The sequence below is a fragment of the Pontibacter rufus genome, from assembly GCF_015694705.1.
Taxonomy (GTDB): domain Bacteria; phylum Bacteroidota; class Bacteroidia; order Cytophagales; family Hymenobacteraceae; genus Pontibacter; species Pontibacter rufus.
This window is the reverse complement of sequence record NZ_JADQDR010000001.1, coordinates 828440-848492: the sequence shown is the minus strand read 5'-3', so window position 1 is coordinate 848492 and position 20053 is coordinate 828440. Positions and strand designations below refer to the sequence as shown.

21 protein-coding genes are annotated in these 20053 nt (G+C 49.3%); 8 read left to right on the top strand and 13 right to left on the bottom strand.

Going from position 1 to position 20053, the window contains the following annotated elements; all coding sequences use genetic code 11:
• Window positions 1-45 precede the first annotated feature (45 nt).
• Both cdd and I2I11_RS03825 read left to right on the top strand, forming a co-directional pair.
• On the top strand, window positions 46-528 hold the full coding sequence (cdd, locus tag I2I11_RS03830) for a cytidine deaminase (protein WP_196266307.1): 483 nt from the start codon (window positions 46-48) through the stop codon (window positions 526-528).
• 136 nt (window positions 529-664) lie between these two features.
• On the top strand, window positions 665-1306 hold the full coding sequence (locus I2I11_RS03825; protein ID WP_196266306.1) for an alpha/beta hydrolase: 642 nt from the start codon (window positions 665-667) through the stop codon (window positions 1304-1306).
• 125 nt (window positions 1307-1431) lie between these two features.
• Here the strand turns inward: I2I11_RS03825 and I2I11_RS03820 are convergent, their stop codons facing one another.
• Complete coding sequence (locus tag I2I11_RS03820; protein ID WP_196266305.1) at window positions 1432-1827, bottom strand: VOC family protein; 396 nt, start codon at window positions 1825-1827, stop codon at window positions 1432-1434.
• Window positions 1828-1971: 144 nt separating this feature from the next.
• Between I2I11_RS03820 and I2I11_RS03815 the strand changes: the two genes are divergently transcribed.
• The gene (locus I2I11_RS03815; protein WP_230679865.1) at window positions 1972-2835 is read left to right on the top strand and encodes a hypothetical protein; all 864 of its coding nucleotides are present in this window, start codon (window positions 1972-1974) and stop codon (window positions 2833-2835) included.
• Between the two features lie 220 nt (window positions 2836-3055).
• Here the strand turns inward: I2I11_RS03815 and lgt are convergent, their stop codons facing one another.
• The 5 genes from lgt to I2I11_RS03790 all read right to left on the bottom strand — a co-directional run bounded on the left by lgt (window position 3056) and on the right by I2I11_RS03790 (window position 8409).
• Window positions 3056-3919: a prolipoprotein diacylglyceryl transferase gene (lgt, locus tag I2I11_RS03810; protein WP_196266303.1), complete on the bottom strand. Its 864-nt coding sequence runs from the start codon at window positions 3917-3919 to the stop codon at window positions 3056-3058.
• A gap of 129 nt (window positions 3920-4048) precedes the next feature.
• A complete protein-coding gene (gene nadE, locus I2I11_RS03805) occupies window positions 4049-5935 on the bottom strand; it encodes an NAD(+) synthase (protein WP_196266302.1) in 1887 nt (628 codons plus the stop codon).
• Window positions 5936-6112: 177 nt separating this feature from the next.
• Window positions 6113-6853 (bottom strand): ribonuclease III, encoded by a 741-nt coding sequence (rnc, locus tag I2I11_RS03800; protein ID WP_196266301.1) that lies wholly within the window; start codon window positions 6851-6853, stop codon window positions 6113-6115.
• Window positions 6853-8106, bottom strand: a complete 1254-nt coding sequence (fabF, locus tag I2I11_RS03795; protein WP_196266300.1) for a beta-ketoacyl-ACP synthase II — start codon at window positions 8104-8106, stop codon at window positions 6853-6855. The genes rnc and fabF overlap by 1 nt, the downstream gene beginning before the upstream one ends.
• A 66-nt stretch (window positions 8107-8172) precedes the next feature.
• The gene (locus I2I11_RS03790; RefSeq protein ID WP_196266299.1) at window positions 8173-8409 is read right to left on the bottom strand and encodes an acyl carrier protein; all 237 of its coding nucleotides are present in this window, start codon (window positions 8407-8409) and stop codon (window positions 8173-8175) included.
• 443 nt (window positions 8410-8852) lie between these two features.
• Here I2I11_RS03790 and pyk point away from each other — a divergent pair, with 443 nt between their 5' ends.
• The gene (gene pyk / locus I2I11_RS03785; protein WP_196266298.1) at window positions 8853-10283 is read left to right on the top strand and encodes a pyruvate kinase; all 1431 of its coding nucleotides are present in this window, start codon (window positions 8853-8855) and stop codon (window positions 10281-10283) included.
• Window positions 10284-10469: 186 nt separating this feature from the next.
• On the opposite strand, the gene rpsT is transcribed toward pyk, so the two are convergent.
• Window positions 10470-10733 carry a 30S ribosomal protein S20 gene (gene rpsT / locus I2I11_RS03780; RefSeq protein WP_196266297.1) on the bottom strand — a complete coding sequence of 88 codons (264 nt, stop codon included), beginning with the start codon at window positions 10731-10733 and terminating at the stop codon, window positions 10470-10472.
• A 375-nt stretch (window positions 10734-11108) separates the two neighbouring features.
• Window positions 11109-11528: a hypothetical protein gene (locus tag I2I11_RS03775; RefSeq protein WP_196266296.1), complete on the bottom strand. Its 420-nt coding sequence runs from the start codon at window positions 11526-11528 to the stop codon at window positions 11109-11111.
• Between the two features lie 128 nt (window positions 11529-11656).
• Between I2I11_RS03775 and I2I11_RS03770 the strand changes: the two genes are divergently transcribed.
• Window positions 11657-12613, top strand: a complete 957-nt coding sequence (locus I2I11_RS03770) for a YheT family hydrolase (protein ID WP_196266295.1) — start codon at window positions 11657-11659, stop codon at window positions 12611-12613.
• A 21-nt stretch (window positions 12614-12634) separates the two neighbouring features.
• On the opposite strand, the gene rsmG is transcribed toward I2I11_RS03770, so the two are convergent.
• The 4 genes from rsmG to I2I11_RS03750 all read right to left on the bottom strand — a co-directional run bounded on the left by rsmG (window position 12635) and on the right by I2I11_RS03750 (window position 15414).
• Window positions 12635-13264 (bottom strand): 16S rRNA (guanine(527)-N(7))-methyltransferase RsmG, encoded by a 630-nt coding sequence (gene rsmG / locus I2I11_RS03765; protein WP_196266294.1) that lies wholly within the window; start codon window positions 13262-13264, stop codon window positions 12635-12637.
• A gap of 43 nt (window positions 13265-13307) precedes the next feature.
• A complete protein-coding gene (locus I2I11_RS03760) occupies window positions 13308-13517 on the bottom strand; it encodes a hypothetical protein (RefSeq protein WP_230679864.1) in 210 nt (69 codons plus the stop codon).
• A gap of 194 nt (window positions 13518-13711) precedes the next feature.
• Window positions 13712-14320: an RNA polymerase sigma factor gene (locus tag I2I11_RS03755; protein ID WP_112303596.1), complete on the bottom strand. Its 609-nt coding sequence runs from the start codon at window positions 14318-14320 to the stop codon at window positions 13712-13714.
• The gene (locus I2I11_RS03750; protein WP_196266293.1) at window positions 14311-15414 is read right to left on the bottom strand and encodes a glycosyltransferase; all 1104 of its coding nucleotides are present in this window, start codon (window positions 15412-15414) and stop codon (window positions 14311-14313) included. Before I2I11_RS03750 ends, I2I11_RS03755 begins: the two co-directional genes overlap by 10 nt.
• Window positions 15415-15813: 399 nt before the next feature.
• Between I2I11_RS03750 and tgt the strand changes: the two genes are divergently transcribed.
• The 3 genes from tgt (at window position 15814) to I2I11_RS03735 (ending at window position 19086) form a co-directional block, all read left to right on the top strand.
• Window positions 15814-16944: a tRNA guanosine(34) transglycosylase Tgt gene (tgt, locus tag I2I11_RS03745; protein ID WP_196266292.1), complete on the top strand. Its 1131-nt coding sequence runs from the start codon at window positions 15814-15816 to the stop codon at window positions 16942-16944.
• 123 nt (window positions 16945-17067) lie between these two features.
• Window positions 17068-18141: an LptF/LptG family permease gene (locus I2I11_RS03740; protein WP_196266291.1), complete on the top strand. Its 1074-nt coding sequence runs from the start codon at window positions 17068-17070 to the stop codon at window positions 18139-18141.
• 3 nt (window positions 18142-18144) lie between these two features.
• Entirely contained in the window at window positions 18145-19086 is a 942-nt protein-coding gene (locus I2I11_RS03735; protein WP_196266290.1) for a DMT family transporter, read from the top strand.
• On the opposite strand, the gene ispE is transcribed toward I2I11_RS03735, so the two are convergent.
• Window positions 19042-19851 (bottom strand): 4-(cytidine 5'-diphospho)-2-C-methyl-D-erythritol kinase, encoded by an 810-nt coding sequence (gene ispE, locus I2I11_RS03730; RefSeq protein ID WP_196266289.1) that lies wholly within the window; start codon window positions 19849-19851, stop codon window positions 19042-19044. The genes I2I11_RS03735 and ispE overlap by 45 nt on opposite strands.
• Window positions 19852-20053 lie beyond the last annotated feature (202 nt).

Here is a 20053-nt window from a genome sequence, read left to right as displayed (position 1 = left end):
TAAATTTATAGCCCTTTTCTAATCTTTATACTTATTCCATGCTAAATGGCAAGTGAGCTGCAAATAACGATATGTCTGGATGTGCTGGCGCCGGAAGAACTGAACACGCAGGAGCGGCAAGCAATAGAGCTGGCACAGGAAGCCGCCGCTGATGCGTATGCGCCCTATTCCAACTTTCTGGTAGGCGCCGCCCTCCTGCTGGAAAACGGCAGCCTGTTTAAAGGCAGCAATCAGGAAAATGCTGCTTACCCGTCAGGCCTGTGCGCCGAACGTACGGCCTTGTTCGGATTGAGCGCCAATCATCCCAATCAGACTATAAAAATGCTGGCTGTAACGGCACGCCGCCGCCACAAAGACACCTTTCTCCCGGCTATGCCCTGCGGAGCCTGCCGCCAGGTGATGGCCGAATACGAATACAAACAGCAGGCGCCGATACAGGTGCTGCTGCAAGCACCGGATGGGAAATTTTACCGTTTTAAATCGGTGGCTGATCTACTGCCTTTCCAGTTTACCAAAGACCACCTCTAAAGGAGTTCCGAGTTAAAAGTTACGCGTTCTGAGTCCTGGATTATAAGCAGCTGCACGAAAATAAATAACTGCCATCGGTGCATCTTCATCTGATTTATAGCATTTTAGCACATTTACTTGTTGAATTCCATTTTAGATGATTGAACACAGCCTTACTGTGGCGCGTACGGCCCGTTACTATACTTTGGGCACACCATCCGGCCTGATTAAAAACCTGTGGATAGTATGTCACGGTTATGGCCAGCTGGCGCGTTACTTTCTTCGCCATTTTCGTGTGCTGGATGATGGAAAAACAATGGTTGTAGCACCTGAGGCCTTGTCACGCTTTTACCTGGATGGCTTTTCGGGGAGAGTGGGTGCCACCTGGATGACAAAGGAAGACCGGTTGTCAGAAATTGAAGATCAGGCCGCTTACCTGGATTTGTTGCTGCAGGAGCAACTCAGGCAGTTGCCGGAAAATGTACGGGTTACGGTGCTGGGCTTTTCGCAGGGCGGGGCTACTGTTTGCCGCTGGCTGGCAACGGGACAGCCGCAGGTACACAAGCTTATACTTTGGGCCGCCTCCTTTCCCGAAGATATCAGCTTTGAAGCAGGTAAAGCGGCCTTTCAGCACCTGCCCATTGCCATGGTATATGGCACCAAGGATGCATTTATCACGCCTGAAGCGTTAGCACGCAAACAACAGCTGATGGCCCAACTGGGCATCACGCCGCAAGTTTATACTTTTGATGGCGGCCACACGATTGATCCGGAAACGTTGATAATTTTGAATGAGTGAATGAGTGAAGGAGCGAATTAATTTTGAATAATAAGATTTCAGCAACTTTTATACGCATTTATCATCTTCACATCTCCAAATTTTCAAATCATTAATTCAGTTATTCAGAATTCAGTCATTCAAAATTACTTTCTCTCCCACATGCCTGTCATCACGACTTCCAGCAGGTGCTGATCGGGATCGCGGAAGTAGAATGACAGGAAACCGCCACCCCAGTCAAACTCCTGCTCCAACACAATCCCCTGTTGCTGTATTTCTTCTTTGCGCTGTTGGTAGACTTCTTTTTCCACTTCAAAAGCCAGGTGCAGGTGCCCCGAACCGTAGTGTGGCGGCAACTTAGCAGCTTGTTTTGCGGCCTCCGCCATAAAGCACAGCAGCACCGACGCTCCCGCCCGGAAAAACACATGCCGGCCCGCTACTTCGCCAATTACCTCCAGGCCCAGCCTGCCCTGATAAAATGCTTTCGTCTGCCCTAAATCGCTCACATACAGGCAGGTTTCTTTTATTCTTGTAAATTCCATGCGTCTATATTACTGATATCCTGACTTCTTTTCTGCTGTTTCTATACTTTCTCCTTTTTGCGTAAACGTCAGCACACAGTTCCCGTTAGATATAAAGTTATGCTTGAGAAATTCTGACGCGGGCACCTCTCTGTTATGAAGCTTATGATAAAAATAGCAATCATCTTTCTGGCAGCCATCGGGCTGCTGTTTTACATTACGCGCAACAAGCCCGGCCCGGACAATACAGCCGAAGGTCGTGCAGCAACTTCCGGGAGTGCCACCGGGAAATTTGAAAAGCTCACCTCTCTTCCTAAAGAGGTAAAAGAAAGCTCGGCTATAGTTGCGCTTCCGCAGGCAGGGCAATACCTCACCCTGAATGATGCGGGAAACAAGCCCGATCTGTACCAGATAGATGAGAAGGGAGATATTGTCAAAACCATTGCCCTTAAAGTGCCGAACGAAGACTGGGAAGATATGACGCGCGACACGCAAGGCAATATTTATATTGCTGATACGGGCAACAACAACTATAAACGAAAGCTACTGACTATTTATAAACTGCGGGAGGATGCGCCGGACAAAATCCAGCAGATTAACTTTACCTACGAAGACCAGAAGCGATTTGCCATCAATGATAACTCTACCTTTGATGCAGAGGCTATTTTCTGGTATGATGGCAATTTGTATGTGGTAACAAAAGATATAGATGATAAAACTATGGCGAAAGTATACCGCCTGCCTGATCAACCGGGCCAGTATACGGCCAGTCATCTGGGCAACGCTGCAGTAGACAGTAAAATTACCGGTGCAGCCATTAGCCCCAAAGCCGATATGGTGGCACTGCTGGCCGACGGCAAGTTATACCTGTTCCGCAACGTGCACAATCCTGTATCCTTTTATAAAGGCAGACACCAGGAAATTGACTTGCCGGGAGGAGGACAAACAGAAGGCGTAGACTTTATAGATGAAAATACGCTTATTATTACCAGCGAAGGCGCCAACCTGTATAAGTATACTATCGAGTAAAGTATAAACCGGCCGGCAAAAAGAACAGCATTTCAGGCATATACAATCAGACGCTTTAATCTGATGCGTGTTTATACTTAGTGGCGTGCTTATCCGGAACATCGCTCCCTAACCTGCTTTAACTGTACAGGCTTTGTGCTTTGTACCGTCTTACCTGAAACAGGTAGTATAAAAGAGAAGGCCTGAAACAATTAAGCTTCAGGCCTTCTCTTTTATACTGCTATACTTTGCTTTTCTTTTTGGGCGTTGTCGCATCATCGGGCAGGCGGCCGCCGGGCAGCGCCGGCCTTGGATTCAGCCATACTTTGATAAGTATTGCCACGCCTACCAGCACCAGCGGAATACTCAGAATCTGGCCCATGTTCAGCGCCAAATTATCCTCAAAAGCTTCCTGGTTTTCTTTCAGAAACTCCACCAGGAAACGGAACGTAAACAGAGTTGTAACAAAAATACCGAACAGCAGGCCACGCGGGAGCGCACTTTTATACTTTGTCCAGAGCCAGTAAAGCAGCACAAACAGCAGAAAAACGCTCAAGGACTCGTACAGCTGTGTAGGATGGCGCGGCACATGCGAGAACTCGCGGCTGCGTTCAAATATAAAGCCCCAGGGCAAATCAGTAGGATGTCCGAAAATCTCGGAGTTCATCAGGTTGCCCAGGCGGATTAAAGCGCCGCCAAGGGCTACTACAATCACAATCCGGTCCAGCACCCATACATAATCAAATTTATACTTGCGGCTGAATAGCCAGAGCGACAGCAGGATACCAATGGTGGCGCCGTGGCTGGCCAGGCCGCCTTCCCAAATCTTTAAGATATCCAGCGGGTGGCTCAGGTAATAATCAGGCGCATAAAACAAAGTATGGCCCAAGCGTGCACCTACCACTGTTCCGATGATCATGTACAGGGTAATCACGTCTACGTCGCCTTCGGTGCGGCCCTCGGCTACATAAATTTTTGTCAGGATGCGCTGGCCTATCACAAAGCCCAGGGCAAACAACAGCCCGTACCAGCGTATGCTGAGCGGGCCTATATGAAAAATCTCGGGATCGACGTTCCAGGTAATGTAATTGAGGATGCTGTTCATAAAGGTGATGCTAGTCCCGCCAAAGTTACGATAAATAGGCTACCGAAAAAACGTTAGCTCATAATCTGGCCGCCTGCCGTTGCCGTTAACTCCGCGTATACTCCCTATCCGCCTCCTGCCTGTATCGCTCTATTCCTCCTTCAACTCCGATAGCTCCTCCCGGAAGCCGCCGCTCAGTATCGGGAAACGCAGCCAGCTGCGTGGGTCCAGGTTATAGTCATCCAGGTGAAAAGAGGGGGCATAGCGCTCGCGCTTCCACTGGTTGCGGGCCCACAACGTATAAAATTTGGTTACCCAGGCCTGCAGCACGCCGGGCGCAGCAACGGCCTGCGCCAGTAGCTGCTCGTATACCTGTTGCGGCGAGAGGCGGTCGTAAAAGGCCATGCGCTCAATCTGGTTCAGCACCTCGTATGGCATCAGGTCTTTCTCGTCTGTTTGTGCCTCCTTTGCCGGCCGCAGTTCTGCGCTCGGCTGCAAATTGTTCACGTACTGCAATCCCTCGTAGCCCAACTGCTGCTGCATCCATATCAGAAACTGGCGCACAAATGCCTTGTCGATGCCGGCAATAGGCGATATACTACCGGCGGTGTCGCCGTCCATGGTGGCATAACCCACCGCCGACTCGCTGCGGTTAGAAGTAGCCAGCAGCAGCGCATGGTTGATATTGGCCAGCATCCAGATACCGGGCGCACGCACACGGGCCTGTATGTTCTGCAGCGTGATGTCGTCGTATTCCCACGTCAGCGGGCGTTCCAGCACATCTTCTATTTTCGAAACATATCCATGCACCTCGCTGTCAATCGTCCAGCTATAAAACACCGCCCCAATAGAATCGGCCAGTTCTTTAGCTGAGTTATAGGTATCGTCAGAAGAGTTGATGGTGCCCTGGTAGGCGCAGGTGAGCAGGCGGCTTACCAGCTCCTTTTGGGCCTGCTCTTTCGGGAGATCTTCGAAATGAGCGGCATCTTTCAGCCCGAACATACTGGCTTTGGCCACAAAATTCAGCACGCCCAGGCTTTCCACACCGCGGCGCACCATTTCGGCAACCGCCACAGCGCAAAGCGAGGAGTCTGCGCCGCCACTCAGCGACAACACGAACCCACGGCTGTGGCTCTTGCGCATGTAATCAAACAGGCCCAGACTCAGGGCGGCAATAAGCTCCTTGTTTTCGTCAATCGGCGGCAGGTATTCGATAACCTCCGTTATCTCCGGATTGTCGGAGAAACATACTTCGGCCACTTCCATATCCACATTCTTAAAACAAAGCAGATCATTTCGCCGGATAAGTTTGCCGTTCTGCGCAATCAGCACTTCGCCGTCGTAAATCACGCGGCCTGCCTCGTTGCCCAGCAGGTTGGCATACAAATAAGCGCACTGGTACTTTTTGGAGGCATCTACCACCAGCCTGTAGCGCACATCGGTTTTGCTGAGGGCAAAGTGGCTGGCGCTGGGGTTGAGTATCAACTGCACGCCTTTGGGCATGTGCCGTTCGGCTGGCCGGCTGGGCCGCCAGGCATCTTCGCATATCTCAAAGGCATACTTTACACCCTGTTCCTCATAAACAATATCGCCGATGCGGTACGTTTGCCCCATCATCAGGAACTCGGTTATCTGGTTAGCCGGCCAGGGCTTAAACCAGCGCGTTTCGTAGTGCAGGCCGTCGTTGGCCAGAAACTGCTTTGCAGTAAAACCACGTATTTCTTTGTTTTTGATAACGCAGGCGGTGTTGTATACCATGCCATCCACAATTACGGGCAAACCTACCGCTACCGTAATGTTATCGCACCATTCCTTTACCTGCAGCAATTTCTGAAAAGCCTCCTCCGAAAGCCACGGGCTCAGGAATAAATCTTCGCAGCCGTACCCTGTAATGCACAGCTCCGGCAACAGCAAAATATCTACCTTGCTGGCAATGGCTTCTGTAATGGCGTCTTTTATATTCTGAAGGTTGCCGTCCCAGTCGATGGGGGTCTGGTTCAGGGCGGCACCGGCTAAGATGAGTCTGGTTTCTTCCATGAAGGTATTTAACGCAGCTAGGGCGGGCAGGTTAAGCGTGTGAATCTAATTTTGAATAATTGGATTTTGAATAACTGAATAAGATATGAATTGATGCACGTATCAAGGAATCTGTGCAGTCAAATCCAAACGTTCAGAATTCAATTATCCAGTTATTCAATTATTCAAAATTAAAACTCAGCTGATTTTCAGAACTTCCAGGCTTTTCTCGGCAGCGGCCTGATCCGCTTTTTTCTTGGAGAGGCCTTTACCCACGGCCACAGGCTTGTCGCCGATGTATACTTCGGAAGTGAACTCGGTGGTATTGCCCTGCTGCTTACGTTTTACAATTTCAAAGCGGATATCGAGGTTCTGGCTTTGCGCCCATTCGATGAGTTTGCTCTTAAAATTAGAAACAGTGTTTACCAGTTGGTGCAGGTCCACATAGGGTTTTACGAGCTTGTTAAGTATAAACCGGCGGGTGGTATCGTAGCCTTTATCCAGGTATATGGCGCCTACCAGAGCCTCCAGGGCATTGCCGTTTACAGATTTGTGGCGCTGGCTTTGGTTGCTGGTATCGATACGTACCAGCAGGTTGAGACCAATTTTAAGGGCAATGTGGTTCAGCGATTCGCGGTTAACAATACGCGAGCGGATTTCCGTCAGAAATCCTTCATCTTCGTAAGGAAACTTCTTGAAAAGGTACTCCGCTACCACGGCCCCAAGTATGGCATCACCCAGAAACTCCAGGCGCTCGTTTGTTTCGTGTTTGCTGGCTGCTGTGAGCCGCACAAACGAGGTATGGGTAAGGGCCAGTTTGTACAGGCGGAGGTTGTCGGGCGCGCTGCCAGTGATACCGGCAATAGCGCGCACAAACTCTTTATCCTGTTGAAATATTCTGCGGTAAAGGCGCCGAACCGGTTTTAAAGGACCAAACACTAATCGTTCAGTTGACGGAATAAAACAGAGGTATTGTGGCCGCCAAATCCGAACGTATTGCTCAGAGCTATGTTCACTTCCCGCTCCTGTGCCTTGTTAAAGGTGAAATTTAGCCGCGGATCAAAGCGTTCATCATCGGTAAAGTGGTTGATGGTGGGCGGCACTACCTTGTTCCGGATGGCCAGGATAGAAGCGATAGCCTCGATAGCACCCGCCGCACCCAGCAGGTGGCCCGTCATGGATTTGGTAGAACTAATGTTCAGGTCATAGGCATGCTCACCGAATACCGTCTGAATGGCTTTTGTTTCGCTGATATCTCCGAGCGGTGTGGAAGTGCCGTGTACGTTGATATAATCTACTTCCTCGGGCCTGATGTTGGCATCACGCAGTACATTGCGCATTACGTTCAGCGCGCCCAGGCCTTCCGGGTGAGGCGCCGTGATGTGGTAAGCATCGGCAGACATACCGCCACCAATAATTTCGGCATAAATTTTAGCGCCGCGTGCTTTGGCGTGTTCATACTCTTCCAGAACCAATGCGCCGGCACCTTCGCCCAGCACAAAGCCATCACGGTCGGCATCAAAAGGGCGCGAAGCAGTTTCCGGAGAATCATTACGCTCCGAAAGGGCTTTGAGCGCGTTAAAGCCGCCGATACCTGCTTCTGTTACAGCAGCTTCTGATCCGCCTGATACAATTACATCAGCAAATCCAAGCCGGATATAATTAAAAGAATCGATCAGGGCATTGGTGGCAGATGCGCAGGCAGAAACCGTAACGAAGTTAGGTCCGCGGAAGCCATACTTGATAGAGATTTGACCAGCGCTGATGTCGGCAATCATCTTCGGAATGAAGAACGGATTGAAGCGCGGTGTGCCATCGCCGTTGGCAAAGTTCACGCACTCTTCCTGAAAAGTACGCAGCCCGCCGATACCGGATCCCCAGATTACGCCGATGCGGTCCGGGTCCAGGTTATCTTCCAGCAGCCTGGCGTCTTTTACGGCCTCATCGGCCACCACCATGGCAAACTGCGTAAAAAGGTCCATTTTGCGGGCCTCTTTGCGGTCAAAATAATTTTCTGCCTCATATCCTTTTACTTCGCAGGCAAACTGGGTTTTAAATTTACCCGCATCAAAGCGTGTTATAGGTGCAGCGCCACTCACGCCATTGATGAGACCATTCCAGTATTCCGGAACAGTATTTCCAACCGGCGTGAGTGCGCCAAGCCCAGTAACCACGACTCTCTTAAGCTCCATAAGCTGTTAGTAGAGGGATAGATAGTAGAAATTCTAATCTTTAATAATTGAATTAAAGGAGGGAAATTATTTCGCGTGCTCTTCCAGGTAGCTTACCGCCTGACCCACGGTAGAGATATTTTCAGCCTGATCATCCGGAATAGACACATTGAACTCCTTTTCAAACTCCATGATAAGCTCAACGGTATCCAGCGAATCAGCGCCAAGGTCGTTTGTGAAGCTTGCCTCCGGGGTAACCTCTGCCTCTTCAACACCAAGCTTATCAATGATGATAGCTCTTACTTTTTCTGCGATTTCTGACATTTTTCTTTTAGTTTATTAAAACACTGTGCAAAGAAATATATTTCGGCAGACAATATCAAAAAAAATTACGCTATTCGTCTATTTGTAAATTTTTTATACTTTGCCTGCTGTTTTACGTCCATAGCTTCTTACTTTTGGAATCCTGAACGGAAACCTGTGAAAACAAGGAGCCTGGATATAGAGTACAATTACGAGGCTGGCGGATGTTGGTTGATGATTGATGGTTAAAAAAGTATGCTGAACCAGTTAACAACGCAGCCACCCTGCACCCGTTTATTTTTGAAACTATGGCAACAACAAAGTATAAACCCCCTGAAGCGCAAGGGCCTATACCTTTACCCCGGCAGTTATTATGCAGGCTGCACCGTTTGCGGCCTGCGCATTGAATATAAAATATTTTTATCTCCGCACATTAAATTTAAAGTGAACCTGATATTCTAAACATGGACATATCTTTTAACAGAACCAAGATTCTGGCCACCGTTGGCCCCGCCAGTAATTCTTACGAGCGCCTGAAAGCACTTGTAAAAGAAGGCGTTGATGCATTTCGTCTTAACTTCTCGCACGGCGAGTATGCAGAGCACCTGCAGGTAATTGAATACGTGCGCGAAATAAACCGCAAGCACCACACCAGCATCTGCCTGGTGCAGGACCTGCAGGGCCCTAAAATCAGACTGGGCGACGTAGTGGGCGGCGGCGTGGAGATTAAAGCCGGCCAGCGCATCCAACTGGTGTGCGACGGTTCCGTGAGCACGCAGGACAGGCTCTCTACTATTTATACAGAGCTGGCCAAAGATGTGAACCCCGGCAATACCATACTTATAGACGATGGTAAAATTGAATTAAAAGTAATACATACCGACAAAGACCTTACCGTAGAAGCGGAGGTGGTTTACGGTGGCATCGTGAAGCCGCGCAAAGGTATTAACCTGCCGGACTCCAAAGTATCGGCGCCTTCCTTAACGGAAAAAGACATCAGCGATCTGCACTTCGGCCTCGACAACAATGTAGAATGGGTGGCGCTCTCGTTTGTACGCCGTGTAGAAGACATACACGAAATTAAGCGCATTATTGCCGAGCGTGGCAAAGACACCCGCGTCATTGCCAAAATAGAAAAGCCGGAAGCCATTCTTAACATCGATGAGATTATTGAGGCTTCGGATGCTTTGATGGTGGCCCGTGGCGACCTAGGCGTGGAAGTAGGAATGGAACAGGTGCCGATGATACAGAAGATGCTGGTGGAGAAGAGCAACAAAGCAGCCAAACCTGTAATTGTTGCTACCCAGATGATGGAGAGTATGATTGTGAATCCGCGCCCGACCCGTGCCGAAACCAACGACGTTGCCAACGCTGTAATAGACGGCGCTGATGCGCTGATGCTGAGCGCTGAAACAGCTGTAGGTGCTTACCCGGTTGAGACGATCCGCAGCATGAGCCTTACCATCAAAACGGTAGAGACACACGCGCCCGATATCTTTAACAAGTCGTTTGTGCTGAACCCGCATTCGGATACCTTCTTCAGCGACAGCCTGGTAGCCAATGCCTGCTACCTTGCCCGCGACACCAATGCCCGTGCCATCATCGGGATGACTAAATCTGGTTATACTGCCTTCCAACTGGCCAAGCACCGCCCGAAATCGGATATCTTCATCTTCACAGAAAACGAGCGGCTGCTCACAACCTTAAACCTGGTGTGGGGCGTGCGCGGTTTCTTCTACAACAAGTTTGAGTCCACGGATGCTACCATCACCGACATCAAGGAAACACTGCTGGAGGCAAACTTCATCAGCAAAGGCGATGTGTTTATCAACACTGCCAGTATGCCGATGAATGAGCAGAAGCGCACCAACATGATCAAGCTGAGCATCGCATAGTAGACCAGATAAAGTATAAAAAGCATCGCCGAAGTATAAGTTTATACTTCGGCGATGCTTTTTTGTGGCTATGTTACTTTAAATTATGTAAGCAGCACCTGTGCGCGTTACCATCTCATAAATGGCTACAAACACAAAAAGCCTTGTACCACTGTACAAGGCTTCAAAGGTGATTCCGGCAAAAAACTAAGCTGCTACAGCGAGGCCGTTCACAAACTTGGCCAACTTGGATTTGTTGTTGGCAGCGTTGTTTTTGTGGATGATGTTTTTCTTAGCCAGGCGGTCAAGCATCGAAGAAACTGTCTTGTAAAGTTCTTGCGCCTCCGCCTGATCAGTGGTGGCTTTCAGTTTCTTGATAAACGTACGAGTCGTTTTCGCCTGATATCTGTTACGAAGACGTTTAGCGTTATTCGCTCTGATTCTCTTTAATGCCGACTTATGGTTAGCCATGTTATTCTATAATAATGATAAACCTTTGATTCTTTTCCTGAATGAGGTTGCAAAGATAAAGGCTTTCTGCCTAATTTCCAAAGTATGGTTCTGATAAAATGTATAGAAATATTCTGGAATTGGCATCGCCCCTATTGAATAGAACGCACGCACGCCGCCTGCGATACCGGCCGGTAATCAGGCAAATAAACCCATCAAAGTATGGCATAAGAAAGTAGATACCGCAAAAAAGTATAACCGCAGCACTACCTGCAGCTAAAACCGGATTTGGTATGGCTGCCTAAGTATAAAAGCTACCGGACATAAACTACAAAGAGGCGGGGCGCTGTGATATAATTACAGTGCCCCGCCTCTTTGTAAATCTCTGGTAAATTGTTAATTCGTATCTACATCCGCATCAATGTCTACGTCCACGTCATCCACATTTCCCAGGCGTTGCTTGGCTTTGGCGCGTGTTTCTTTCCAGTCATTTTTCAGTTCCTGCCACTCCTGTTTTGTCTGGTCGTCCCAGGTATCGCTCTTAGCATCCAGTTCTGCCTCGCGGCGGCTGTATTCTGTATCTATCTCGTTCCATTCATCGGCTGTAGCAGTTTCTGCCTTGTCGGTGTTGGTTCTCACCCAGGCAGAAAAATCATCGTACTCGTTATCTGCCGCAACAGTGGCATCTGTTACCTCCGCCTGTGCTTCGTTCACTTCCTCGTTAGCTTCCTGCCGCGTTTCCGGGTTACATGCCACTGCCATAAACCCCAATGCTATTCCTAATCCTGCTGTTTTGAATTTTGATGTCAATTTCATAGTTCTGTATTTTTATTGGTTTCTGTTCAATGTTACGTGAAAAGGAGTATATTGATATATAACCTGCTTCTGATGGATGAACATTGCCGCTATCCGTAACATAAGCACAGCTTTATACTTTAACCTGTATGCCCTTAGTACCCGCACAATACAAGCCGCCTTTTTACCTGTTCAACAGTCACCTGCAAACCATTATTCCAAGCCTGTTCAGGCAGGTGGCGGGGGTACAGTATGAGCGGGAGCGCCTGCGCACGCCCGACAATGATTTTCTGGATGTGGACTGGTCGCGGGTAGGCGGCAGCAAACTGCTGGTGCTCTCTCACGGGCTGGAGGGCGACTCGCAACGGCCCTACATACAGGGCATGGTGAAAGCCTTTAACCGGCAGGGTGTAGATGCGCTGGCCTGGAACTACCGCAGCTGCAGCGGCGAGCCCAACCAACTGCTCCGCTCCTATCACCTGGGTGCTTCCGACGATCTGGACTTTGTAGTGCGCCACGCCCTGCAGAGCGGCTGCTATCATACCGTATACCTGGTTGGTTTCAGCGCCGGCGGCAACATCACGTTAAAGTACCTGGGCGAAAATCCGGCAGAAGTGCCCGCACAGATAAAGCGGGCCGCTGTATTTTCGGTACCCGTAGACTTAAAAAGTTCTGCACAAAAAATTCCTAAAGTATACACGCAGCGCTTCCTGAAAAGCCTGGGCCGGAAAATGGAGCAAAAGCACCGCATGTACCCCGACCAGGTAGACATGCACAACTATAACCTGCTGCGCTCTTTCCCGGAGTTTGACGACAGGTATACGGCGCCGATGCATGGCTTTAAGAATGCCGAAGATTACTATGCCCGCGCCAGTTCCAGGCAGTTTCTGAAAAATATCCGGATTCCGACGCTGCTGGTAAATGCGAAAAATGATCCGTTTTTATCGGAGGCCTGTTACCCGGTGCAGGAGGCGCAGGAAAATCCGTGCCTTTACCTGGAGATGCCCGACGAAGGCGGCCATGTGGGTTTTACAGAAAGCTTCAGCAAGGATTTATACTACTCCGAGGCGCGCGCGCTTCGCTTCCTGCTGGAGGAAGATGTCTGAACCTTTGATAGAAGCTCATACTTACTTCAGCGGCACATAAACCACCTTCTTCGTTTCAAAAAATTCTTCATCGAAGTAGTTTTTCAGGTCGTATATCTGCGTGATAAGGCCAGATTCAGCTATCTCTTCGGTTAAATCGCCACCTTTGAGGTAATACAAACCTTTGCCGGCCACATCCTGCTTTTTAAAGCTGTTGGCTACCCAGGGATAAAAATTTGCCAGGCGCGTAACAGCGCGGCTCACCACAAAATCATACTTCTCGCGCACCTGCTCGGCCCGCGTCTGGGCGGCTGTAACATTGTGCAGGTGCAGCGCATGGGCAATTTCCTGCACCACATGTATCTTTTTGCCGATAGAATCCACCAGGTGGAACTTCACCTCCGGGAACATGACCGCCAGCGGCAGGCCCGGCAAACCGCCGCCGGTGCCCACATCCAGCACCGATGTATGCGCCGGAAAAGTCACTACTTTGGCAATGCCGAGCGAATGCAGGATATGATGCACGCCCAACTCTTCCATATCCTTGCGCGAGATAATGTTTATCTTCTGATTCCAGTCCTGCAGCAGTTCTCCCAACTGTTCATACTTCTGCAGTTGGTCTTCGGTCAGGTCCGGGAAGTAGCCGGAAAGCAGGGTGCGGATAGCAGGCATCTTTTTAATTACAAATTATGAATTAATAATTACGAATAAGCACTTAAGCAATTACAAAGTATAAAACAGCCGCAACGAGTGCAACAGCAGCAACCGTGGCCAGCGCCATCAGCATATCAAACAGCAGCACCAAGCCGGCATTGCGATAAGCGCCATTGTACTTGCGCCGGAGTTCTTGGTGAAGTTTATTTTCATCCCGAAAACACAGCTGCAGGTATAACCTGCCTAAAAAAGAAAGTATACGTTCGTTCAACAGAAACGCCCTTATCAAGTATAGAATCAATATGCCCGGCACAGGGCCCGCTGCAAAAGTATAAAATTAGTACGGATGTAGTGCAAAACGACAAAGCCCTTGCCGCACGAGGGCGGCAAGGGCTTTAAACGTAATCAATCAACCTTAATCCAATAAAATTAATTTCTATAAACTTAAAAGCAACAACCAATCAATTAAATGAGGTGCTTTTTGTTTTTCACCATGTCATAAAGCAACTCGCGGGCGCGGTGCAACTGGGCTTTTACAGTGCCGAGCGGCGCGTTCAGTTCCGTCGCGATTTCCTCGTAGCTCAGCTCGTTGAAGTAGCGCAACGTAACCAGGCGCTGGTATTTGTCCGGCAGTTTGGCCACCACGTACTGCATGATCTCGATTTTCTGATTTTTGATGGCTTCTTCCTGCGGGTTCAGGTTCTTGTCCTTAAAGTCGATGGTAATCTCGTCGCCATTGTCAATTTTAATGGCTGAGTCGATGGACATGGTTTTGATCCGGTTTTTGCGGATAAAGTCGATGCAGTTGTTGGTAGCGATGCGGAACAGCCAGGTACTGAAGGCATATTCGGGGTTAAACTTATGCAGGTTGCGAAATGCTTTGGCAAAAGCCTCTATCGTCAGGTCCTCGGCATCGTCGGCGTTGCGCACCATTTTCAGCACGACGTGGTATACCGGTTTTTTATAGATGCTCATCAGCTCGGCATACGCTTTCTCGTCATTATCCTCTACGGCGGCCTGAATGAGTTTGAAGTCGTGTTTTGCTTTAGCAGAGAATTGTTTATTTACTTCCATCTGATTTTTTTATACATTAGTACAGATACCCCAAGAAACAGGTAGTTGAAAAAATAGACGGCGTCGAGCACAGGCAACAGCGGCACAGCAACAGTGTCGTTGAGCCTGCGTGCAGCAAGCACATACACCCGAAACACGGCTATATACCGCAGGCCGACAAGCAGCCCCACTACTGCCAGATGGCTGTGCAGGGCAAGAAGTGTTATGGAAAGTATATAAAAAAGTATGTTCGCCAATGCAAATGTTCCAATTCTTCTTTTGTCTGCCGGTTTATACTTGCTGCCAACAGACAGGTGCCTTCTTTTCTGTGTTACCCACTCCCGAAACGTCTTTTTAGGAATGCTGGCGGTTTGCGCCTCCTTGTCAATAACAATGCTTATGGTACTATTGTTGGCTGCGTCGCGCACAAAAAGGTCATCGTCGCCTCCTATGGTTTTTATATGCGATGCAAACCCTTTGTTTTTAAAGAAACATGCTTTGGTATAAGATAAGTTTCGGCCCACGCCCATGTACGCGTGGCCCTTGTTTGCATGAGACAAATACTGAATTCCGGTAAGCAAGGTTTCATATCGAATCAGATGATTCAGAAATCCTTTCATTTTTACATAAGGTGAATATCCCAGCACCATGTCGGCGCCACCTGCAAAACCCTGCTGCATTGCTGCAATCCAGTTTTTGCTGCACGGGCGGCAGTCGGCATCGGTAAAAAGCAGATGTTCGTACCTGGCTGCCCTGATGCCCAGCGACAAGGCATACTTTTTAGGGTTCAGGTATTCCGGCGTTTTCTTTATGGTTGATACCCTGAAATTTGGAAACTGCTTTTCCAGTTCGTAAGTATAAAACTCCGTGTCATCGTCAGAACGGTCATTTACCAGCAACACTTCAAACTCAGGATACTCCTGATCCAGCAACAGGGGCAGCAGTTCTACCAGGTTCTGCAGTTCGTTATGCGCCGCCACCACCACCGACACCGGGTGCTGACGGCCAGATTCCGGGCTTTTGTACCTGGCCAGCGGCAGAAAAAAACAGAACGCAAAGTATAGCTGCACCAGCACACACAAGCCAAGCAGCCCCAGAAGTATAAATATAATCAATTTATTGTTTTGATACTAAATTGTTGGATGGCTAAATGGTTAAATGGTTTAATTGCTGAATGGTTGAAATTCTTTAAAATCCTGGACCTGGATTTATACTTGTACTTCTGTAAAGTACACCTGCTTTAAGTTCTCAGCCTGAAGCATGTAAAAACCTATATCCGATCCGCTTAACACCCGTTGCTGAGAAAAACCAATCATTCAACCATTCAAAATTAGGCAAAGTATAGCCATTTCCGAAGTCTCTCCTCAATTTATAATTGTTTGTGCATTGTGGCCGGCTTGTTTGTATCTTTGCCGTTTATTTAAAATTACAGGAGCCGAAAAATCTGCGCCTTTTAAAGACCGTCTGCGGCGCCGGCCACTTTTATTACCCCGGAAGCCGGATACAACACAACCATGCAGTTTTCCTTAGCAGCAACAGATACCCAGTCCAAAGCACGCGCCGGCGTGGTGCAAACCGACCACGGCGCTATCGAAACGCCTATTTTTATGCCGGTTGGCACGGCCGGCACCGTAAAAGCCGTACACCAGCGCGAGCTCAAAGAAGACGTAAAGGCACAGATTATACTTGGCAATACTTACCATTTGTACCTGCGGCCCGGCCTGGAAGTGCTGGAACAGGCAGGCGGCCTGCACAAATTTAACGGCTGGGACCGGCCCATACTTACCGACAGCGGCGGGTACCAGGTTTTTTCGCTGGCCGGCACGCGCAAGATAAAGGAAGAAGGCGTTAAGTTCCGATCACACATCGACGGGGCGGCACTTGATTTTACGCCGGAAAACGTGATGGATACGCAACGCATTATCGGCGCCGACATTGTGATGGCTTTTGACGAGTGCACGCCCTATCCCTGCGACTATACCTATGCTAAAAACTCAATGGAGCGCACGCACCGCTGGCTGCAGCGCTGTGTAAACCGTTTCGACAGCACCGAACCGAAGTATGGCTACAGCCAGACGCTTTTCCCGATTGTGCAGGGCAGCACCTATAAAGATTTGCGAGTGCAGTCGGCAGAAACAATTGCGGGCTTCGGCCGCGAAGGCAATGCCATTGGTGGCTTATCCGTTGGCGAGCCTGCCGAAATGATGTATGAGATGACGGAACTGGTGTGCGACATACTGCCAAAAGACAAACCGCGTTACCTGATGGGCGTGGGCACACCCGCCAACATCCTGGAGAACATTGCCCTGGGTGTAGACATGTTCGATTGCGTATTGCCCACGCGCAATGCCCGCAACGGCATGTTGTTTACCACACAGGGCATCATCAACATACGCAATGTGCGCTGGGCTAACGACCACAGCCCGATTGATGCGGAACTGGGCGGCTACGCCAGTACGTTTTACAGCAAAGCCTACCTGCGCCACCTGGTGCACGCCGGCGAAATGCTGGGTGCCCAGATATCGAGTGTGCACAACCTTACGTTTTACCTGTGGCTGGTAAAACAGGCGCGGCAGCAAATACTGAATGGAACTTTCCGGGACTGGAAAGATGTGATGGTAAAAAAACTGATGACACGGCTCTAGAAGTTAGAAAGCTGGAGATTTAGAAAGTTAAAATTTATGCGTGGAACAATTAACTCCTATACCCTGTAAATTTTTTACTAAAGAACTCTCTAATTTTCTAACCCCTTAAATTTCTAACTCAAATTGAAGCTCCTCGATAAATACATACTGAAGAAGTTCCTGTCCACCTACGTGTTTGTGGTGCTGATACTGGTTGCCGTTATCTGCGTGATAGATTTCACGGAGAAAAACGACGACTTTATCGAGCACAGCGTGGCAGTTTCGGAAATACTTGTCTACTACCTGAACCTGTTCCCCTACTGGGCCAACATGCTGAGCCCGATTACGGTGTTTATCGCCACCGTGTTTGTTACAGCCAACCTGGCATCGCATACCGAGATTATAGCCATGCTGAGCAGCGGTATCAGCTTCAGGCGTCTGCTGGTGCCTTACCTGATGGGCTCCAGCATTATTGCCGTTGTTATCTTCGGGCTCATCGGCTGGGTGATTCCCAATGCCAACAAAAAAACAGTGGCTTTCCAGATAAAGTATGTCAAGAGCCCGTTTACGTACGATAGCCGTAACATCCACATCAAAGTAGCGCCGGAAACCTATGTATACATGGAGAGTTACAACAATACGGCTAACATCGGGTATAACTTCGCGCTGGAAAAGATTGATGGCACCAAGCTTAAGAGCAAGCTTACCTCCAGCAACATTTCGTGGAACTCTGAACTAAAAAAATGGCACGCCGACAGCTATACCCTGCGCACCTTTAATGGCGAGAAAGAAACATTGTACAAAGGAACCGCGCTCGATACTACCCTTAACCTGCTGCCCAAAGATTTTGAAAGTACTTACAAGCTGGAACAAACCATGACACTGCCAGAGTTGAGCCGCTACATTCAGGAGAAGCGCGCACGCGGCGCTGACGATATTGAGATTTACCTGATCGAGAAGTATGAGCGCTTCAGTTACCCGTTCGCCATTATTATTTTAACTGTTATCGGGGTAATTCTGAGTGCCCGCAAAGCGCGTGGCGGTGTTGGCTTTCAGATAGCACTGGGATTTCTCCTGGCCTTTGTCTTCATCATTTTTGTGATAACGAGCCGCAGCCTGGCCCAGGTGGGCGACATCGATCCGAAAATTGCCGCCTGGATACCATCTATAATTTTTACGGGTATCGGGGCTTTGTTGTACCGGTATGTTCCGCGCTAAAGTATGCCACGCTTAAAAGACTTTCTGGAACTCCACTTTATCATTTTCCTGTGGGGCTTTACGGCCATACTTGGCAAGCTCATCAGCATTCCGGCTGTAGAACTGGTTTCGATACGCACGCTGATTGCCTCGCTGGCGCTCGGCGTAATTATTTACAGGCGCGGTACGCCGTTCTGGACCGGCCGCAAAACAGCCCTGCAGGTTACGGGCGTCGGCTTTCTGATTGCAGCCCACTGGATCCTGTTCTTCGCCTCTGCGCGCATCTCGTCGGTTTCTATCTGCCTGGTAGGCATGGCTACCTGCAGCCTCTGGACTTCTTTTCTGGAGCCGCTGTTTACGAAAACCAGAATCAAGCCGCACGAGATATTGCTGGCTCTGCTCATCATTTTCGGCCTGTACATCATCTTTAAAGATGAAACAGATTTAAAGAACATTCTGGGCATCACAATGGCCGTGTGCTCGGCGCTGCTGGCGTCCATTTTCACCATCATCAACTCCCGGCTGGCGAAAAAGATGCCTTCCACCACCATTACCTGCTACGAGATGGGCGGCGCTTTTCTGGCAACAGTGCTGTTCTTTCCATTTTACAAAGTATACTTTGCCGAAGGCGGGCAGTTAAACTTCAGCCTTACCGCTTCAGACTGGCTGTGGGTGCTGGTATTGTCGCTGGCCTGCACCGTGTATGCTTATACCGCGTCGGTGCGGCTGATGCAGCGTATTTCGGCTTTTACCATGAACCTGACCGTGAACCTGGAGCCGGTATACGGCATCATCCTGGCCTTCCTCATCTTCAGGGAAAATAAGCAGGTTTCCGGCGATTTTTATATCGGGGCATCCATCATCCTGCTCAGCGTGTTCATCTATCCAGTGCTGGACGCCTATGCCGTGCGCCGCAGAAAACTAAAGCAGGCCTTTCCAGATGAGGTAGTGATCGGGAAAGAGTAAGTTGGCAGGCACATCACCTTTAAACAAGCCATACATCGCGGAGCCCGAACCTGTCATGGAAGCATAGGCAGCACCGGCAGCGTATAGCTGCTCTTTTATCTGTGGCAGCACAGGGTATTTTGGAAACAGTGAAGCTTCAAAATCGTTCTGCAGTTTGCCTTTCCATACTTCCACAGGCTGCTTTAGCAAATCCTCTAAATCATAGTCAGGCGCTTTGGGCGTAATGCTGCCATAAGCCTCGGCAGTGGTGATGTGGATGCCCGGGTATACGATTACGCAAGTATAGCCGCTCAAATCCAAGGCAGCAGGCGTAAATATATCCCCTCTTTCCGTGGCGATTACCGGCTTGTTCTGCACAAAAAAGGCGCAGTCGCTGCCCAGCTGGCGGGCGTAGTTTTCCAGGGTTTCTACAGATAAGTTCAGCCCGAATAGTTTGTTCAGGATGCGTAAAGTATAAGCCGCATCAGCCGAGCCGCCGCCCAGTCCGGCGCCCATGGGCAGCACTTTGTGCAGGTGCAGGTGTACGGGCGGCAATTCATACTTCTGTTTCAGCAGTTGATAGGCTTTTAGACACAGGTTAGCCCCGGGAGCGCCGGGCACAGGCAGTCCTGTGGTGCCGAACTGCTGCACTTCAGCGGGCAATATTTCCAGTGCATCGCTCCATTTTACCGGATAAAAGCACGACTGTAAATTATGATAACCGTCCGGGCGTTTGCTGATGATGTTCAGCCCCAGATTGATTTTAGCGTTTGGAAAATCGAGCATGAAGTATAGCGCTTTTGCCCGCAATCTATAAAAAGGAATGGAAAAGGCCGCTATGCTGATTTAAGACTTGCCCGTTATAAGCGCAACTGCTACTTTCGTATAACAGCGTACCGGTATATCAGGGAAGTATAAGCCCTGTTTTATGAATGGCAAAATAACAAAGCCGTGCTATTCTTACGGGTAAAGCCGAAGTAAGCAGCAA

Excerpts from the sequence above, each read along its gene's own strand:
- cdd (WP_196266307.1), top strand. The coding sequence starts at position 46 with ATGGCAAGTGAGCTGCAAATAACGATATGTCTGGATGTGCTGGCGCCG.
- ispE (WP_196266289.1), bottom strand. The coding sequence starts at position 19,851 with ATGCTCGATTTTCCAAACGCTAAAATCAATCTGGGGCTGAACATCATC.
- rpsT (WP_196266297.1), bottom strand. The coding sequence starts at position 10,733 with ATGGCTAACCATAAGTCGGCATTAAAGAGAATCAGAGCGAATAACGCT.
- lgt (WP_196266303.1), bottom strand. The coding sequence starts at position 3,919 with ATGAACAGCATCCTCAATTACATTACCTGGAACGTCGATCCCGAGATT.
- I2I11_RS03825 (WP_196266306.1), top strand. The coding sequence starts at position 665 with ATGATTGAACACAGCCTTACTGTGGCGCGTACGGCCCGTTACTATACT.
- I2I11_RS03755 (WP_112303596.1), bottom strand. The coding sequence starts at position 14,320 with ATGGAAGTAAATAAACAATTCTCTGCTAAAGCAAAACACGACTTCAAA.
- I2I11_RS03770 (WP_196266295.1), top strand. The coding sequence starts at position 11,657 with ATGCCCTTAGTACCCGCACAATACAAGCCGCCTTTTTACCTGTTCAAC.
- fabF (WP_196266300.1), bottom strand. The coding sequence starts at position 8,106 with ATGGAGCTTAAGAGAGTCGTGGTTACTGGGCTTGGCGCACTCACGCCG.
- pyk (WP_196266298.1), top strand. The coding sequence starts at position 8,853 with ATGGACATATCTTTTAACAGAACCAAGATTCTGGCCACCGTTGGCCCC.
- nadE (WP_196266302.1), bottom strand. The coding sequence starts at position 5,935 with ATGGAAGAAACCAGACTCATCTTAGCCGGTGCCGCCCTGAACCAGACC.
- I2I11_RS03790 (WP_196266299.1), bottom strand. The coding sequence starts at position 8,409 with ATGTCAGAAATCGCAGAAAAAGTAAGAGCTATCATCATTGATAAGCTT.
- tgt (WP_196266292.1), top strand. The coding sequence starts at position 15,814 with ATGCAGTTTTCCTTAGCAGCAACAGATACCCAGTCCAAAGCACGCGCC.
- I2I11_RS03735 (WP_196266290.1), top strand. The coding sequence starts at position 18,145 with ATGCCACGCTTAAAAGACTTTCTGGAACTCCACTTTATCATTTTCCTG.
- I2I11_RS03775 (WP_196266296.1), bottom strand. The coding sequence starts at position 11,528 with ATGAAATTGACATCAAAATTCAAAACAGCAGGATTAGGAATAGCATTG.
- I2I11_RS03820 (WP_196266305.1), bottom strand. The coding sequence starts at position 1,827 with ATGGAATTTACAAGAATAAAAGAAACCTGCCTGTATGTGAGCGATTTA.
- I2I11_RS03815 (WP_230679865.1), top strand. The coding sequence starts at position 1,972 with ATGATAAAAATAGCAATCATCTTTCTGGCAGCCATCGGGCTGCTGTTT.
- rsmG (WP_196266294.1), bottom strand. The coding sequence starts at position 13,264 with ATGCCTGCTATCCGCACCCTGCTTTCCGGCTACTTCCCGGACCTGACC.